Genomic DNA, 15,790 nt, shown 5'->3' on the forward strand with positions numbered 1-15,790 from the left:
TGATGCTGCCGCAGGGAGGTTGCACACATGGCGTACCAGAAGATTCGAGTTCCTGAGGGCGACAAGATCACGCTCGAAAACGGTAAACTCAACGTCCCGGATCAGCCCATCATCGCCTTCATCGAGGGCGACGGGACCGGCCCCGATATCTGGAGAGCCGCCCAGCCGGTCCTGGACGCTGCCGTAGAACGGGCGTACGGGGGCCGACGGCGGATCGCCTGGATGGAGGTGTACGCTGGGGAAAAGGCCAATCGGGTCTACGGCGAGGAGGTCTGGCTCCCTGAGGAAACCCTCGAGGCCATCGACGAGTACGTGATCGCGATCAAGGGTCCGCTCACCACGCCGGTCGGGACCGGGATCCGCTCGATCAACGTGGCCCTGCGCCAGAAGCTAGACCTGTACGCGTGCGTGCGGCCGGTGCGGCACTTTACGGGCGTGCCCAGCCCGGTGCGGCACCCGGAGCTCGTGAACATGGTGGTCTTCCGGGAGAACACGGAGGACATCTACGCAGGGATCGAGTGGAAGAAGGGCAGCGAGGAGGTCAAGAAGTTCCTGAGCCTGCTCCGCGAGCACTTCCCGGAAGCCTACCAGAAGATCCGCTTCCCCGAGACCTCGGGCATCGGAATCAAGCCCGTGAGCGAGGAGGGCACGAAACGCCTGGTGGAGGCCGCGATCCAGTACGCGATTGACAACGACCTGCCCAGCGTCACCCTCGTGCATAAGGGCAACATCATGAAGTTCACCGAGGGCGCGTTCCGCGACTGGGGGTACGAGGTTGCGCGGGAGCGCTTTGGGGCCGAGCCCCTCGACGGCGGTCCCTGGCACGTCCTGAAGAACCCCAAGACCGGCAAGGAGATCGTCGTGAAGGACGTGATCGCGGACGCGATGCTGCAGCAGGTCCTCACCCGTCCCGCCGAGTACAGCGTGATCGCCACGCTGAACCTGAACGGCGACTACCTCTCCGACGCCCTCGCCGCGCAGGTAGGCGGGATCGGCATCGCCCCCGGCGCGAACATCAACTACAAGACCGGCCGGGCGATCTTCGAGGCCACGCATGGCACCGCACCCAAGTACGCCGGCCAGGACAAGGTCAACCCCTCCTCGGTCATCCTCTCCGGCGAGATGATGCTGCGCCACCTCGGCTGGCACGAGGCCGCGGACCTGATCATCCAGGCCATGAACCGCACGATCCAGCAGGGCCGCGTCACCTACGACTTCCACCGCCTCCTCGTCGCCGAAGGCAAGCCGGCCACCCTCCTCAAGACCAGCGAGTTCGGTCAGGCCTTGATCGAGAACATGGGTTAATCCCCCCCCTACCCCAGGCCACCCCGCTCCCAAGGGCGGGGTGGCCTTCCTCAAAGGAGGCCGCATGCGTCCCTGGAAGCGCCTCAGCATAGAGGACCTGATCACCCACCCGGTGCACATCGTCCGCGAACGGGTCCGAACGCACACCGGGAAGGAGCTGGAGTACGTGTACCGCCCCGGCCCCGTCGAGGCGGTGTTCGTGCTCCCCGTCACCCCTCAGGGTACGGGCCTGTTCATCCGCCAGTACCGCCACCCCACGGGCCGTTTCCTCGTCGAGGTGCCCGCCGGCAAGGTAGACCCAGGGGAAACCCCGGAGGCTGCCGCGCGGCGAGAGGTGCTGGAAGAGGTGGGCGCGGCCGTGGATACCCTCACCCCCTTGCCTCCCTTCCATCCGCAGCCCTCCTTCACCGCGGTGGTCTTCCGCCCCTTCGTGGCCTTCGGCGCTCGGCAGGTGCAACCCCCCACCCTCGAGGACGGAGAGTTGATCGAGACCCTCGAGCTCCCGCTCGTTGAGGCGTACCAGCGGCTCGAGGCTGGAGAGATCGAGGACGCGGCCACCGCCCTGACCCTCTTTTACGCTGAGCGTCACCTGCGGGCCCAAGGGCTGCTCGGTTAGACAAGCTCCGGACCCTTCGCTAGAATAAGGAGCGGGAAGGGGGCACGGTCGCGCCGCCTGCCCCCTTGGGGCTGAGGCGGTGAGGAAAGTCCGGGCACCGGAGGGCAGGGTGCCAGGTAACGCCTGGGCGCCGTAAGGCGACGGAAAGTGCCACAGAGAACAGACCGCCGATCCGGCCTGGGGTTCCCCAGGTGTCATGGAGGCAAGGGTGAAACGGTGGGGTAAGAGCCCACCAGCGTCCCGGGAGACCGGGGCGGCTCGGTAAACCCCACCCGGTGCAAGGCCAAGTAGGCAGGGAGGGCTTGCCCGGCCCGAGAGAACCTGCGGGTTGGCCGCTCGAGGCCGGTGGCGACACCGGTCCCAGAGAGATGACCGTGGCCCCGCAAGGGGTACAGAACCCGGCTTACACCCCTTCCCAAGACCCCACCCGTGGGTGGGGTCTTTGCTGTGTCTCCCCCACCCCAAGACCGTTCTCATCCTCCCACGCCTCGTTTCTGCTGTGTCCGTGGGGGCAAATTTCCTATTTAATCCCTCTCGTCATACGCTAAGGTGGGAAAGGAGTGGGAGGGAAGTGGGATACGGTGGTAGATCGTGGGGGAAACGTGGTAGACTGATTTTTGAAGCAAGGCCTCGTTAGGTAAGGGAAGGTCAGGGTTCGGACGTCGGCTATTCAAGCTGCACCGCGGTGGGAGACAGTGGGGAATGCCGTTCGGTGAGTATCAGTACAGCCTGGACGACAAGGGGCGGGTGGTGATCCCGGCCCCTTTCCGGGAGTTCATCGAGGACGGCCTGGTCCTCACCCGCGGGATGGAGGGCTGCCTGTACGTCTTCCCCCTGGCGAACTGGCGCAAGATCGAGGAGCAGCTCGTCGGCCTCTCCCTCACGGACGCCGAGTCCCGCGCCTTCGTGCGCTTCTTCTACTCCGGCGCCTACAAAACCCGGCTGGACAACCAGGGGCGCGTGTTAATCCCTCCCACCCTACGCCAGTTCGCCGGCCTGGAAAACGACGTGATCATCGCCGGCGCCCCGAACCGCCTGGAAATCTGGAGCGAAGCGCGGTGGTGGGAAGCCATCCAGAACGTCATGCAGAACCCGCCCGCGCCTGAAGCCTTGAGGAGTCTCACCGGATGAGTCACGTACCCGTGCTGTACCACGAAACGCTGGAGCTCTTAGCCGTCCAACGCGGCGGCCTCTACGTTGACGCCACCCTCGGCGGCGCGGGGCACACGCGCGGCATCCTCGAGCGCGGCGGCCAGGTCATCGGGTTCGACCAAGACCCGGAGGCGATCGCTCGGGTTCGGGCCCTGCGCCTGGACGGCCTGACGCTTGTTGAGGGGAACTTCCGCCACCTCGAGGCCCACCTCAACGAGCTGGGCGTCGCCGAGGTGGACGGCGTGCTGGCCGACCTGGGCGTCTCGAGCTACCACTTCGACAATCCCGAGCGGGGTTTTAGCTACCGTCACGAAGGCCCCCTGGACATGCGCATGAGCGGGGAAGGCCCCACGGCGGCGGATGTGGTGAACACCTACCCGGTCGAGGAGCTCGCCCGCATCCTCCGCACCTTCGGCGAGGAACCGCGCGCCTGGCGGATCGCCCGCCGGATCGCGGAAGTGCGCGAGCAGCAACCGATCCGCACCACGACGCAGCTCGCCGAGGTGGTGCGCCAGGCCGTGGGCTGGCGCGGCGCGGGGCACCCTGCCCGCAAGACCTTCCAAGCTCTTAGGATCTACGTGAACGACGAGCTGGGCGCCCTGGAAGCCTTCTTAGAAGCCGCCGCGCGCGTCCTCAAGCCCGGCGGGCGGCTGGCAGTGATCAGCTTTCACTCGCTCGAGGACCGCATCGTCAAACGCTTTCTCAAGGAAGACGCGCGGTTTCAGGTCCTCACGAAAAAACCCATCACGCCCAGCGATGCGGAGCGGGCTACGAACCCCAGGGCCCGCAGCGCCAAGCTGCGCGGGGGGGTGCGGGTATGAAGCGCACGGCCTTGCGCTGGGGGTTCCTGTACGCCCTGGGGCTCATCCTGGTCGCGGTCACGGGGTTCGTAAGCCAGGCGGAGGCGGAACGCCTAGAAGCGCTTCAAGCGCAGCGCCAGGCCCTCGCCGCGCGCTTAAAAGCGCTCGAGGCCGCACGCGCCCAAGCCCTCTCGCCCGCCGTGATCCTGGCCTGGGCTGAAGCCCAAGGGTTCATCCCCATGAGCGTAGGGCGGTGGGAACCGTGAGCACCGTAGGCGTACAACGCGTCTGGGTGGTCATCGCTTCGCTGGCCGGGTGGTTGGGGCTTTTAGCCTGGGGGGTGTTGGGCATCGTTCAGGAGGTCCGCGTCCTTCCGTCCATCTGGCCGCACATCGCCCCGCCGCCCGCCCCGCCCCCCACGCGCGGCGCGATCCGCGCGGCGGACGGCACCCCCCTCGCCATCAGCCTACCCACCGGCGAACGCCTCTACCCCCTCGGCGCCTCGGCCGGGCAGGTGATCGGGTACACCGAACGCTTCCGGGACCGGACGCAGAACCGGGTGGTGTACGGCGCGGGCCTCGAGGGCGTAGAGCGCTTCGCGGAAAACAAGCTCGCCGCCGGCCAGGACGTGTACCTCACGCTGGACCCGGTCGTACAGGCCCTGGCGGAGCGGGCCTTGTGGGCAGGCGTCGCGGCCGCCGAAGCGGAATGGGGTAGCGTCGTAGTGATGGAAACCCAAACCGGGCGGTTGCTGGCGGTCGCGAACGCGCCCGCGTTCGACCCCGCCACGAAACGGGGACAACCGGGGAACGACCCGCGGCTTTTGAACTACGCCTTCCGGTACTTGATCGAGCCGGGCTCCACGCTCAAGGTCATCACCGCAGCCGCGTTGCTCGAGGAAGGAAAAGCCACCCTCGAGACCCGGGTCGAGGCCCCCATGCAGCGCAAGGTGGCGGACGCCGTGATCCGCGACGTGGTGCGCCACCCCGAAACGCTGACGCTGGCTGAGGTGCTGGCCTACTCCTCGAACGTAGGGATCAGTACACTAGCGGAGGCCCTCGAGCCCGAGACGCTCTACCGGTATTTTGAGCGGCTGCACCTCACGGACCCTGACCTGCTCACGCCCCTCTACGTCGAACGCCCTCTAGTGAACGGGCCGGAGTCCTGGGGGCCGGTGGAGTTCGCGAACGCCACCTTCGGTCAGGGGCTTGCGATCACGCCACTGCACCTGGCGGCGGCGTTCAACGCGATCGCGAACGACGGGGTGTTCGTGCGCCCCAGCCTGTTCGAGCCCGCGGGCGCGCCGCAAACGGCTCGAGTCTTCCAGCCGGAGGTGGCCCGTGCCTTGCGGGAGGTGTTGAGCGCCTACAACGCGCCGCTCGCACGGCTCGAGGGGTATGTGCTGGGCGGTAAGACCGGAACGGCGCAGGTTGCGGTGGATGGGCGGTACTCGCGGGAGGTGTTCACCGCGCTCTATGCGGGGTTCGTTCCGGCGGATCGGCCGCGCGCCACGGTCGTGGTCGTGCTGTACCACCCCCGCACCTCGATCTACGGCTCGCGGGTCGCGGCTCCCATCTACCGGGCGTTGGCGGAGGGCCTCCTGGCCTATTGGGGGATCCCCCCCGAACGGGGTAAACTGGTGAACGGTGAGTAAGTTGTGCATGGTGTGCATATGATGCATGAACCGCGGATCGACCCGAACTGGGCCGCCGCGCACACCGCCGGCGTGGCCGCCCCCGCCGCCGAAGCGGCTCGAGATCTGGTCTGGGACTCCCGCCAGGTCACCCCAGGCGCGGCCTTCGTCGCACTCCCCGGCACCCGCACCCACGGCAATGCCTTCATCGAAGACGCCGTAGCGCGCGGCGCGGCGTTCGTGTTGACCGACCGCCCCCACCCCAAGGCGGTGCAGGTCCAGGACCCCTGGCAGGCCCTATTGCGCCTCGGACGCGCGCTCAGGGACCGGTTTCCCGGCCCGGTCGTGGGCGTCACGGGCAGCGTAGGGAAAACCACCACCAAGGAAGCCCTCGCGCAAGGCCTCGCCTGGCCCGCTCCCGAAGGCAACCTGAACACCCCGCCGGCCCTCGCCCGATTCTTCCTGCACCTCCCCCCCCAGGCTCCCGGAGCCGTCGTCGAGCTCGGCATCGACCGCGTCGGTGAGATGCAGGAACTGGTCTTCCTCGCCCAGCCCACCATAGGAGTACTCACCGCGATCGCCCCGGCTCACCTCGAAGCGCTCGGCAGCCTCGAGGTCGTGGCCCGCGAAAAAAGCCAGCTCCTCCAAGCCAGCAGGGTACGGATCGCGTCCACCCAAGCCGCACGCTACCTCTCCCTGCCCGAGGTGCGAACCTACGGGTTCGAGGAAGGCACCTTCCAAGGGCGCGACCTCACGATCACCCCCGAAGGCACCCGATTCCGCTACGGTCAGCGCACCCTCCACCTCCCCTACCCCGGGTACGGCCCCGCCCTGGGAGCCCTCGCCGCTCTGGCCGTCGCCGAGGTGCTCGGGCAGGACCTCGACCAGGTTTGCCAACACCTCGAGGCCCTGCGCCTTCCCCCAGGGCGCATGCACCTCGTGCGGCGCGGCGGCGTTCTCTTCATCCACGATGCTTACAACGCGAACCCCGCCTCGGTCCGCGCCGGCCTGGAGAGCCTCGACCGCTTCCCCGGCCGTAAGATCGTCGTGCTCGGCACCATGAAGGAACTCGGCCCCCAAGCCGAGGCCTACCACCTGGAAGCGGCTCGCCTCGCAGCTCGCGTCGCGCAACGCGCCGTTTTCGTCGGGGAGTACGCCCCGCAAATGGCCCGCCTCTTCGAGGGCGCCCTCGCCGTCACGGACGCCGAGACCGCACGCCAAGCCCTAAAAGCACAAGTGCGCCCCGGGGACGTCATCTACCTCAAAGCCTCGCGAGCCGTAGGCCTCGAACGCGTACTGGAGGGGTGGGATGAGGATGCGTGAGGGCGCACGGGTGATCCTCGCGGGGCTCGGCCTCGCGCTCGGGGCCTGCGCACCGAGCCTCACCCAGCCCACCGCCCCCTCCCTGCTCGTGCCCGGCGGGCGGATCGAGGGCGGCTGGGCGGTCCTCGAGCGCCTCACCTTTCCCCTCGCCGGCCCACCCCTCGCGGCCGATCGCTCGGGAGGCACGCTGTACGCGGCCTACCCGTTCCAGCTCCTCGCGTACCGGGAGGGTCAGCTCGTCGAGGCGCTGCCCCTGCCGGGCGTGCCTCGCTTCGTGCGGGCCCGCCCCGCCCTCGTGGTGGGGCTCGAGCAGGGCCTGTTCGTTCCTGAGCGGGGCTTGCTCGAACTCCCAGCCCAAGACGCCGTACGGCGAGAGGACGGGGTGTTCTGGGTGGGGCGGGAAGGGTTCTGGCGCGGACGCGCCCGGCTCGTTCAGGGCGCCTTTCGGGCTGTCGCAGGGAACGACCGTTTCGTCTTCGCGCTTGGGGAGACGGCCTACCGCTTCCCGGACGGCCTGACCTTCCCCCTTCCCGCAGGGTGGCGGGCCGCCGGACTGGCGGAGGACCTGTACCTCCTGACCCCGGAGGGCGTGGTGCGGCTGAGTCCCGAAGGGCTCGAGCTCGACCGGCTCGAGGGGACCTTTGACGCTTTGGCCGTGGACGCGTCCGGGGTGTGGCTCCTCGCCGGGAACCGAGTCATCCGGTTGTCGCTTTCGCTGGAGGAACGATGAGCATCGCAACGGCACTCGCGCTGAGCTGGTTTCTCGTGGGGATGCAGGTGAGCCTGATGCGCAGCCTCCGGTGGGGTAAGGCTGTGCGGGCCGAAGGCCCCAAAGCGCACCTGGAGAAGGCCGGCACCTCCAGCATGGGCGGGGTGGCCTTCACGCTCGCGGCTACGCTGGTCTACCTCCTCACCCCCGACGACGGCCTGCGCTCGGTCTGGCTGCTCGCCATGGGGTACGGCCTGCTCGGACTGGCGGACGACCTGGGCGGGCTTTGGGGCCGCCCCCTAAAGGCCCGGGAGAAACTCCCCCTACAGTTCATGATGGCCGCCGTGTTCGCCGCGTACGCGCTCCGCGAGGTTTCATACACCCCGTATCCAGCGCTGGATTTCGTATTGATCGTCCTCGCCGTGGTGGGTGCAGCGAACGCCCTGAACTTCACCGACGGGCTCGACGGCCTTGCGGCCACCGTCTCCGTCGTGCTTCTGCTGCCCTTCAGCCACACCATCCTCGCCCAGAGCTTCATCGGCGCGCTCCTGGGCTTCTTGTGGCACAACGCCCCCAAAGCCAAGATCTTCATGGGGGACGCGGGCAGCCAGCTCCTGGGCGCCTTGATCGCGGGCGTGTTCATCCTGGAGGGCAAGCTCTGGTACCTGCCGCTCGCAGCGATCGTGCCGGTCCTCGAGGTCCTCTCGGTCGTGGTGCAGGTCGTGTACTTCCGCCGCACCGGCCGCCGCATCCTCAAGATGAGCCCCCTGCACCACCACTTCGAGCTCTCCGGGTGGGAAGAACCCAAGATCGTCTTCCGCTTCGCGGTCCTCACCGCGCTCGCCACCGCGCTCGCAGCGGGCCTTTGGGGGGGCGTATGAGCACCCCACGCCTCGTCTTCGGCCTCGGGCGCAGCGGCCTCGGCGTGCTGCGCTTCCTCGCGCGGCGCGGCCTTCCCGCCCGCTTCCACGACGAACACCCCCGCCCCCAGGACCTCGAGGCCGCCCGAGCCCTTGGGTTCCTGGAGGACCCGGACCCCAAGCCCGGCGCGTACCGCGAGGTCATCGCGGCGCCCGGCGTGCCGATCGATCACCCCCTCCTCCAGCGCCTCCGCGAGGGCGGCGCCGAGGTGATCGGCGAGGCCGAGCTCGCCTACCGCCACGTCCCCACCCCCCTGATCGGCGTGACCGGCACCGCCGGCAAAGGCTCCACCACCCTCTTCACCGCGCACCTCCTCCGTGCCTCCGGCCTCCGGGCCGTCGCCGGAGGTAACCTGGACCCGCCCTTAGTGGACGTGGTGGAGGACGCCGAGGTCGCCGTGGTCGAGCTCTCCAGCTTCCAACTCGAGCGCGTCGTGCATTTTGCCCCTAGGGTCGCGGTCCTCCTCAACCTGGGGGTGGACCACCTGGACCGACACCGCACCCCCGAGGCGTACCACCAAGCCAAGCTGAACCTCCTCAAGAACCTCACGGACCAAGACGCCCTGGTCTACAACGCTGCGGATCCCCGCGTGCGCCAAGCAGCGCACCGCACCCCGGCCCGACTCTACCCCTTCACCCCCGGCCCCACCCCCCGCGAAACCAACCTCGAGGCCGCCTACTGGGCGGCGCGCGCCTACCTGGAGGGGGTGGGCCTCGAGGTCGACGAGGCCCGGCTCCGCGCCGCTCTAGCCACGGCCCCCTCGCTTCCAGGGCGGTTCGAAACCTTCGGACGGGTGGGTGAGGTGGTTTTTATTGACGACTCGATCGCCACGCGGACCTTGGCCGTGCAAGCCGCGCTCGCTGCGGCGCCAGCCCCCATCGCGTGGATCCTGGGGGGCGTGAGCAAGGGCGCGGCCCTGGAGGACCTGCGGCCCCTCGTGGCGCGGAAGGTGCGCGTCCTGCTCGCGATCGGCCGGGACGGTCCCCAAATGGCTCGAGCCTTCCGCGACCTGGTGGAAGTCGTCGAGATCTCCGAAACCGACGGCAACACAGCCCTCGAACGGGCCATCGCGGAGGCGCTGGCCCGGATCCAGCACGGGAGCGTTCTCCTGGCTCCCCTCGCAGCGTCGTTCGACCAGTTCGCGGATTACAAGGCGCGCAGCCGCGCGTTTCGTGAAGCAGCCCAGCGGATAGGAGGTGCGGCGTGGACCCCCTCCTCGCCCTAGCTCAGCTCCTCCTCGTCGGGTTCTCGCTCCTGGGTGTGGTCACCGCGGCTCCGGAACTATTCCAGGAACACGCCCTCCGGATCGGGGTGGCTCTCCTAGTGACCGTCGCCGCGGCCCTCGTCTCCCCCAAGCTGGTGGTGCGCCTGGCTCGCCCCTTCTACCTGCTCGTCCTGGTCCTACTCATCGCGGTGCTGATCTGGGGGGAGGGGCCGGAAGGGGTGCGCCGCTGGCTGTACCTCGGCGGCATCGCCTTCCAGCCCTCCGAGCTCATGAAGCTCGCCATGGTCGCGTACCTCGCGAGTTTCTTCGATCAGCACGGCCCGGACTACCCGGTGATCGGCCCGATCCTCGCGGTAGGGCTCGCGGTCGGGCTGATCGCCCTCGAGCCGGACTTCTCCACCGCGGTGTTCCACCTGTTCATCGCGATCTTCCTCCTGCTCGTGATCGGCGTACCCTGGCGTCGCCTCATCGCGATCGGATTGTTTACCTCGGTGCTCGCGGTGAGCTTGCAAGGACTGTACCTCTCGCGCTTCCGCTACGTAAAAGAACGCTTTTTAAGCTTCCTCGCGCAGCTAAACCAGACCGCAGACCCTCAAGCCGAAGGGTTCCAGACCAACCAGGCCCTCGAGGCCGTACTGCAAGGCGGCCTCTTCGGGCAAGGCCCTGGCGGCCCCATGCCTTTCGTGCCCGCAGGCCACAACGACATGATCTTCGCCGCCATCGCGTTTAGCGGGGGATGGCTCGCCGCTGCGGTGCTGGTCCTCACGTACGGGCTGATCTTCGCGCGAGGCATGCAGATCGCCGCGCACAGCCACGGCGCGGTCAGCGTCCTCGCGCTGGGCCTCACCGCGGTCATCACCGTCCAAGCCGCGATCAACATCGGAGTGACCCTAGGCTTCCTGCCCGTTACCGGCGTCGCCCTGCCCTTCGTGAGTTACGGGGGCAGCGCTACCGTCGCTACCGGAATCGCGTTCGGGTTGCTTCACAGCACCGCACGCGCCGCGCTGCGCACCCCCCCGACGCGAAAGCAAAGGAGGGCATCATGAGGTTCGTCGTCACCGGCGGCGGCACCGGCGGGCACATCTTCCCCGCGATCGCGGTCGGCGCGCGCCTCGCCGAACTCGGGCACGAGGTGCACTACGTAGGTAGCCGCACGGGCCTCGAGGCTCGCCTGGTCCCTAAGCACGGCCTCCGCTTCCACGGCCTCACGGCAGGCAAGTTCGACCGGACTGCCTTCCGGCCTGGAGAAGCGTTCAAGGTCATCCGGGGACTTCTCGAAGCCCGGTCCTTGCTTCGGGAGCTCCGGCCCGACGCGGTGCTGGCCACCGGGGGGTACGCCGCCTTCCCCTTCGCGTTCGTCGCCGCACGCGCCGGCGTGCCCCTCGTCGTGCACGAGCAAAACGCGCGCATGGGCCTCGCGAACCGCTGGCTCGCTCCCCACGCCCGGCGGCTCGCCCTCGCGATGCCGATCCCCAGCGCCCCCGCGAAGGCCGAGGTGGTGGGCCTGCCCGTGCGCGAGGTGCGGCACGACCCGCAAGAAGCACGCCACGCGCTAGGCCTCGAGCCGGACCGCCCCACCCTGCTCGTCTTGGGGGGCAGCCAGGGCTCCAAAGTCCTGAACGAAGCCCTGCCCGGCCTGCTCGAACCGTACCTCGAGACGTGGCAGGTCCTGCACCAGACCGGGGAACGCTGGCTCGAGGAAACCCAAGGCCGCGTGCGGCACCCGCACTACCACCTGGCGGGGTTCGTGGACACCACCCTCGCCTGGGCCGCGGCTGAGATCGCCATCACCCGCGCGGGAGCCATGACCCTAGCGGAAGCCGCCTACCACCGGGTGCCCCTCCTGCTGGTTCCCCTCCCCCCGGAGATCGACAGCGGCGCGCAGCGCGCCAACGCCCGTCTCTACCAAGAACGCGGCGCAGCGCGTATGCTGGACCAGGGAAACTGGGAGCGGTTTCACGACGCTCTAGCCCCGCTGCTCGACCCGGCCCGGCGGGCCGAGATGCGCCGGGCCCTGGCCACGCTAAGTCCCGAGGGGGCCGCCGACCGCACGGCCCGCCTCGTTCTGGAGGTTGTACGGTGAAGCACTACCACTTCATGGGCATCTCCGGCGTAAGCATGAGCGCACTCGCTTGGTTGCTGCTGCGCAACGGGCATCGGGTCACCGGGTGCGACCTCGCCCCGTCCGAGCTCGCCTACCGCCTGGAAGGGGACGGGGCCCTGATCCTTAGGGGGCACAGCCCGGACCACCTCGAGGGCGTGGACGTCCTCGTGGCCTCGACGGCGATCCCCGACCATCACCCCGAGCTCGCAGCGGCCCGGGCGCGGGGCATCCCGGTCCTGCGCCGCATCGAGCTGCTGGGGGAGATCCTCGCACGTGGACGCTCGATCGGCGTGACCGGCACCCACGGCAAAACCACCACGACCAGCATGCTAGGCGCCGCCTTCATCCGCGCGGGGAAAGACCCCATGGTCCTCGTCGGCGGCGAGGTCGCGGACCTCGGCGGCAACGCCCGGTACGGCGAGGGCCCCTACCGGATCGCCGAAGTAGACGAGTCCGACCCTCTCTTCCAACACCTCCAGGTCAACACCGCCCTCCTCACCAACCTCGAGGACGACCACGTAGCCGCGCCGGGCCAAACCCGCCAGAACTACCACGAGAGCTTCGAGGCCCTCATCCAAGCCACCCGCCGCTTCGCCCAGCGCGCTGGCCACGTGGTGTACAACGCGGACTGGCCCCTCCTCGAGGAGGTCACGGCCGGGCTCGAGCGCGTCGGGTTCGGCCTCGAGCACGGCGCGTTCCGCGCCGAAGCGGTGGACCTCTCCCCCGAAGGCAGCCGCTTTCGCGTCGTGTGGGACGGCACGGTGCTGGGGGAGGCGCGGCTTAGGGTGTTGGGACTCCACAACGTGATGAACGCGCTCGGCGTGATCGCCGTAAGCGCGCTCGAGGGGCTGGATCTGGAGGCCGTCTTCGCTGCGCTGGCCGAGTTTCGCGGCGCGCACCGGCGGTTCGAGCGCGTTGGGGAGATCAACGGGGCCTGGGTGGTGGACGATTACGCGCACCACCCGACGGAGGTCGCGGCCACCCTACAGGCCGCGCGCGCCACGGGCCGGCGGGTGCGGGTGGTGTTCCAACCGCACCGGTACCTCCGCACCCTACAGATGTGGGAGCGCTTCGCTGAAGCCCTCCAGCTCGCGGACGAAGCCGTGGTGCTCGAGGTGTACGCCGCGGGGGAAGCCCCGATCGAGGGGGTTTCGGGCCGCCTCATCGCAGAGCGGCTTCAGGCCCTAGGGCACCCGGCCCGGTTCATGGAGTGGGACGAGGCACAGGCCTACCTCACGGAAAGCGCCCGCGCGAACGACCTGATCCTCACGATGGGCGCGGGGGACGTGTGGCGGCTCGGGGTGGAGCTCGCCCGAACTGGGGAGGGCGCATGAGGGTCGAAACCGTCCAGCTCAAAGGGTACACCACCCTGGGCGTGGGGGGACCAGCCGAGCTGTGGACGGTCGAGACCCCCGAGGACCTTAAGGAAGCCGCCCAAGCCCCGTACCGCGTCCTGGGGAACGGCTCGAACCTCCTGGTCTCCGACCAGGGGGTGCCGGAACGAGTGATCAAGCTCGGCGGGGTTTTCACCGCGTGGGACCTGAACCTCACCCCCCGAAACGGGGCGTACATCACCGGCTGGATCGGCGCAGGCGCGATGCTGCCCCTGCTGGTGCAAGAAGCTGCCCGCAAAGGGCTCTCAGGCCTCGAGGGCCTCCTCGGCATTCCCGCCACGGTCGGCGGCGCGGTGCGCATGAACGCGGGCACGCGTTACGGGGAGATCGCGGATGCCCTCGAGGTCGTCGAGGTGTTCCACGACGGCCAGCTCCGCCACTACCGGCCGGAGGAGCTGGGTTTCGCGTACCGCACGAGCCACCTGCCTCCCGGCGGGATCGTGACCCGCGTCCGGTTCCGCCTCACCCCATCCACGCCCAAGGCCGTGCGGGAAAAGATGGCCCTCGTGGACCAAGCGCGCAAGGGACAACCCAAAAAGAAAAGCGCGGGGTGCGCCTTCAAGAACCCTCCGGGGGACTCAGCAGGCCGCCTCATCGACGTGCACGGCCTCAAGGGCCTGCGCGAAGGGCAAGCCATGGTGAGCCTGGAGCACGGAAACTTCATCGTGAACCTGGGCGGGGCCACGGCGCGGGACGTGTGGCGGCTCGTGCAGCGGATCCGGAGCGTGATCCCCCTCGAGCTGGAGTGGGAGGTCTGGGGGGTGATCGAATGAGCCGTTTGTTGGTGGCCGTTCTTGCCCTGGCCACGGCGTACGTGGCGAGCCTGGTCGTCCTGCCCATCGAGAAGGTAGAGGTGGTGGGGACCGCGCACCTCACGAAACCCGAGGTGCAGCGCCTAACGGGGTTGTATCCCGGGGAGTCCTGGTTGTGGGCGACCTCCTTCAAGCTCCGCGCGTTGCGCGCCGATCCGTGGGTCAAAGCTGCGCGGATCGAACGCCCGGCCCTCGGCGTGGTCCGGGTAGTGGTCACGGAACGGGTACCCGTCGCCACGCTGGTGCGGGGAAAGGAAGAACGGTTGGGCCTCGCAGGGGACGGAACCGTCCTCCCCGGGGCTCCCCGCGTAGGGCCGGAAATCCAAGGGTTCGGGCCCGACCGAACCCGAGAAGCCCTGGAGATCGTCCGGCTCTTCCCCGACGCGACCTCAATTCACTACACCCCGGCGGGGTTTAGCGTAAACTGGCAGGGAAGGAAGCTTTGGGCTCCCGACGCCCGAAGCTTGCGGGCCGTCGCGGACCGTGCAAGAATGAGCGCGAGCACCGAGTACTACGCGTACACTTGGGGGGTGAGCCTTCGCCGATGAGTGAGCGGATCATCGTTGGACTGGACGTCGGGACCACAAAGGTGTGCACCGTGATCGGCGAACTAGCCTCGGACGGCGTTCTAGACATCATCGGGGAAGGCACCGTCCCCTCCCAAGGCTTAAAGCGCGGCGTCGTCGTGAACCTGGAACGCACCACCGAGGCCATCCGCGCGAGCGTGCGGGCCGCCGAACGGGTCGCGGGCGTACCCGCCGAGCGCGTCTACGTAGGCGTAGCCGGCGCGCACATCCGCAGCGTCACCAGCCACGGCCTCGCCGCGATCCGCCGCGGGCACAGCATCACCCCCGCCGACGTCGAACGCGCGATCGAGCAAGCCAAAGCCTTCCCCTTCGAAGGAGACCACGAACTCATTCACGCTTTGCCGCTCGAGTACCGCGTGGACGGACAGGAAGGCATCCGAGACCCCGTAGGAATGGCCGGGGTACGCCTCGAGGTGGACGTGCACCTTGTGGCGGGCGGCAAAGGGCCTTTAGCGAACCTGCGCCGCGCGGTCGAGGCCGCCGGCCTCGGTGTGCAGGGTCTGGTACTGCAATCGTACGCCTCGGGCCTTTCTGTGCTGAGCCCCGAGGAGCTAGGCATGACCGTGATGCTGGTCGATATCGGGGGCGGCACGACCGACGTCGCGGTCTTCCGGGGGGGGCGCCTCGCGCACTCCGCCGTCGTGCCGCTCGGCGGCGACCACATCACCGGGGATATCGCGCAGCTCCTCAAGATTCCCTTCGAGGAAGCCGAGCGCGTCAAGAAAAAGTACGGCGCGGCCCTCCCCGAACTCGCGGATCCCGACCTCGTTCTCGAGATCAACCACGAGGGTAACCCCATGGGCGGGATTCCCGCCCCTGAACTAGCTCGCATCATCCGTCCTCGTGTACGCGAGATCCTGCACCTGGCGCGCTCGAGCGTGGACGAGGTGCTGGGGCCGCTCGAGGTTTCCGTGAGTAAGGTGGTCCTAACCGGCGGGGCTGCCTTGATGCGCGGCATCGAGGAGCTCGCCCGCAAGCAATACAACCTGCCCGTGCGGTTGGGCCGTCCCGGCGGCATCTCCGGCCTTACGGACGTGGTTTCTTCCCCCGCCCACGCAACCGCGGTGGGACTCGTGCGGTTCGGGGCGCTCGAGGATACCGTCGCCGGGGAAGCACCTCTGCCGACACGGCCTAAACGCTCGCGCGACACCCAGGAAACCAACCTATGGGAGCGGATCAAGGGTATCTTTAAGGACTTTTTCTGAGGAG

At 68.6% G+C, this 15,790-nt stretch carries 16 protein-coding genes and 1 other RNA gene; all 17 read left to right on the forward strand.

What is annotated here, in order from left to right:
- The first annotated feature begins 27 nt into the window (after positions 1–27).
- The 17 genes from icd to ftsA all read left to right on the forward strand — a co-directional run bounded on the left by icd (position 28) and on the right by ftsA (position 15,786).
- Positions 28–1,305 carry an NADP-dependent isocitrate dehydrogenase gene (icd, locus tag MARKY_RS07235; RefSeq protein WP_013704220.1) on the forward strand — a complete coding sequence of 426 codons (1,278 nt, stop codon included), beginning with the start codon at positions 28–30 and terminating at the stop codon, positions 1,303–1,305.
- A gap of 64 nt (positions 1,306–1,369) precedes the next feature.
- Positions 1,370–1,921, forward strand: coding sequence for an NUDIX hydrolase (locus MARKY_RS07240; protein ID WP_013704221.1), 552 nt, complete (start codon positions 1,370–1,372; stop codon positions 1,919–1,921).
- 32 nt (positions 1,922–1,953) lie between these two features.
- An RNA gene (rnpB, locus tag MARKY_RS11525) (RNase P RNA component class A) lies at positions 1,954–2,343 on the forward strand.
- Positions 2,344–2,623: 280 nt separating this feature from the next.
- Positions 2,624–3,052, forward strand: coding sequence for a division/cell wall cluster transcriptional repressor MraZ (gene mraZ, locus MARKY_RS07245; RefSeq protein ID WP_013704222.1), 429 nt, complete (start codon positions 2,624–2,626; stop codon positions 3,050–3,052).
- The gene (gene rsmH, locus MARKY_RS07250) at positions 3,049–3,894 is read left to right on the forward strand and encodes a 16S rRNA (cytosine(1402)-N(4))-methyltransferase RsmH (RefSeq protein WP_013704223.1); all 846 of its coding nucleotides are present in this window, start codon (positions 3,049–3,051) and stop codon (positions 3,892–3,894) included. Before mraZ ends, rsmH begins: the two co-directional genes overlap by 4 nt.
- Positions 3,891–4,139 (forward strand): hypothetical protein, encoded by a 249-nt coding sequence (locus MARKY_RS07255; protein WP_013704224.1) that lies wholly within the window; start codon positions 3,891–3,893, stop codon positions 4,137–4,139. Before rsmH ends, MARKY_RS07255 begins: the two co-directional genes overlap by 4 nt.
- A complete protein-coding gene (locus MARKY_RS07260; protein WP_013704225.1) occupies positions 4,136–5,527 on the forward strand; it encodes a peptidoglycan D,D-transpeptidase FtsI family protein in 1,392 nt (463 codons plus the stop codon). Before MARKY_RS07255 ends, MARKY_RS07260 begins: the two co-directional genes overlap by 4 nt.
- A gap of 18 nt (positions 5,528–5,545) precedes the next feature.
- A complete protein-coding gene (locus MARKY_RS07265; RefSeq protein ID WP_013704226.1) occupies positions 5,546–6,829 on the forward strand; it encodes a UDP-N-acetylmuramoyl-tripeptide--D-alanyl-D-alanine ligase in 1,284 nt (427 codons plus the stop codon).
- Positions 6,816–7,559: a hypothetical protein gene (locus MARKY_RS07270; RefSeq protein WP_013704227.1), complete on the forward strand. Its 744-nt coding sequence runs from the start codon at positions 6,816–6,818 to the stop codon at positions 7,557–7,559. The genes MARKY_RS07265 and MARKY_RS07270 overlap by 14 nt, the downstream gene beginning before the upstream one ends.
- Positions 7,556–8,419, forward strand: coding sequence for a phospho-N-acetylmuramoyl-pentapeptide-transferase (locus MARKY_RS07275; protein WP_013704228.1), 864 nt, complete (start codon positions 7,556–7,558; stop codon positions 8,417–8,419). The genes MARKY_RS07270 and MARKY_RS07275 overlap by 4 nt, the downstream gene beginning before the upstream one ends.
- The gene (locus tag MARKY_RS07280) at positions 8,416–9,684 is read left to right on the forward strand and encodes a Mur ligase family protein (protein ID WP_013704229.1); all 1,269 of its coding nucleotides are present in this window, start codon (positions 8,416–8,418) and stop codon (positions 9,682–9,684) included. Before MARKY_RS07275 ends, MARKY_RS07280 begins: the two co-directional genes overlap by 4 nt.
- Positions 9,663–10,730 carry an FtsW/RodA/SpoVE family cell cycle protein gene (locus tag MARKY_RS07285; RefSeq protein WP_013704230.1) on the forward strand — a complete coding sequence of 356 codons (1,068 nt, stop codon included), beginning with the start codon at positions 9,663–9,665 and terminating at the stop codon, positions 10,728–10,730. Before MARKY_RS07280 ends, MARKY_RS07285 begins: the two co-directional genes overlap by 22 nt.
- A complete protein-coding gene (murG, locus tag MARKY_RS07290) occupies positions 10,727–11,767 on the forward strand; it encodes an undecaprenyldiphospho-muramoylpentapeptide beta-N-acetylglucosaminyltransferase (RefSeq protein WP_013704231.1) in 1,041 nt (346 codons plus the stop codon). The genes MARKY_RS07285 and murG overlap by 4 nt, the downstream gene beginning before the upstream one ends.
- Positions 11,764–13,122 carry a UDP-N-acetylmuramate--L-alanine ligase gene (gene murC / locus MARKY_RS07295; protein WP_013704232.1) on the forward strand — a complete coding sequence of 453 codons (1,359 nt, stop codon included), beginning with the start codon at positions 11,764–11,766 and terminating at the stop codon, positions 13,120–13,122. The genes murG and murC overlap by 4 nt, the downstream gene beginning before the upstream one ends.
- A complete protein-coding gene (locus MARKY_RS07300; protein ID WP_013704233.1) occupies positions 13,119–13,955 on the forward strand; it encodes a UDP-N-acetylmuramate dehydrogenase in 837 nt (278 codons plus the stop codon). The genes murC and MARKY_RS07300 overlap by 4 nt, the downstream gene beginning before the upstream one ends.
- Positions 13,952–14,542, forward strand: a complete 591-nt coding sequence (locus MARKY_RS07305) for an FtsQ-type POTRA domain-containing protein (RefSeq protein WP_013704234.1) — start codon at positions 13,952–13,954, stop codon at positions 14,540–14,542. The genes MARKY_RS07300 and MARKY_RS07305 overlap by 4 nt, the downstream gene beginning before the upstream one ends.
- Positions 14,539–15,786, forward strand: coding sequence for a cell division protein FtsA (gene ftsA / locus MARKY_RS07310; RefSeq protein ID WP_013704235.1), 1,248 nt, complete (start codon positions 14,539–14,541; stop codon positions 15,784–15,786). Before MARKY_RS07305 ends, ftsA begins: the two co-directional genes overlap by 4 nt.
- Positions 15,787–15,790 lie beyond the last annotated feature (4 nt).

The organism is Marinithermus hydrothermalis DSM 14884 (genome assembly GCF_000195335.1).
Classification (GTDB): Bacteria; Deinococcota; Deinococci; order Deinococcales; family Marinithermaceae; genus Marinithermus; species Marinithermus hydrothermalis.

Bases quoted from the DNA above. Each gene is read 5' to 3' on its own strand.
- MARKY_RS07280 (WP_013704229.1), top strand. From the start codon at position 8,416: ATGAGCACCCCACGCCTCGTCTTCGGCCTCGGGCGCAGCGGCCTCGGC.
- MARKY_RS07240 (WP_013704221.1), top strand. From the start codon at position 1,370: ATGCGTCCCTGGAAGCGCCTCAGCATAGAGGACCTGATCACCCACCCG.
- murG (WP_013704231.1), top strand. From the start codon at position 10,727: ATGAGGTTCGTCGTCACCGGCGGCGGCACCGGCGGGCACATCTTCCCC.
- MARKY_RS07305 (WP_013704234.1), top strand. From the start codon at position 13,952: ATGAGCCGTTTGTTGGTGGCCGTTCTTGCCCTGGCCACGGCGTACGTG.
- rsmH (WP_013704223.1), top strand. From the start codon at position 3,049: ATGAGTCACGTACCCGTGCTGTACCACGAAACGCTGGAGCTCTTAGCC.
- MARKY_RS07265 (WP_013704226.1), top strand. From the start codon at position 5,546: ATGATGCATGAACCGCGGATCGACCCGAACTGGGCCGCCGCGCACACC.
- MARKY_RS07270 (WP_013704227.1), top strand. From the start codon at position 6,816: ATGAGGATGCGTGAGGGCGCACGGGTGATCCTCGCGGGGCTCGGCCTC.
- mraZ (WP_013704222.1), top strand. From the start codon at position 2,624: ATGCCGTTCGGTGAGTATCAGTACAGCCTGGACGACAAGGGGCGGGTG.
- icd (WP_013704220.1), top strand. From the start codon at position 28: ATGGCGTACCAGAAGATTCGAGTTCCTGAGGGCGACAAGATCACGCTC.
- MARKY_RS07300 (WP_013704233.1), top strand. From the start codon at position 13,119: ATGAGGGTCGAAACCGTCCAGCTCAAAGGGTACACCACCCTGGGCGTG.
- MARKY_RS07255 (WP_013704224.1), top strand. From the start codon at position 3,891: ATGAAGCGCACGGCCTTGCGCTGGGGGTTCCTGTACGCCCTGGGGCTC.
- ftsA (WP_013704235.1), top strand. From the start codon at position 14,539: ATGAGTGAGCGGATCATCGTTGGACTGGACGTCGGGACCACAAAGGTG.
- MARKY_RS07275 (WP_013704228.1), top strand. From the start codon at position 7,556: ATGAGCATCGCAACGGCACTCGCGCTGAGCTGGTTTCTCGTGGGGATG.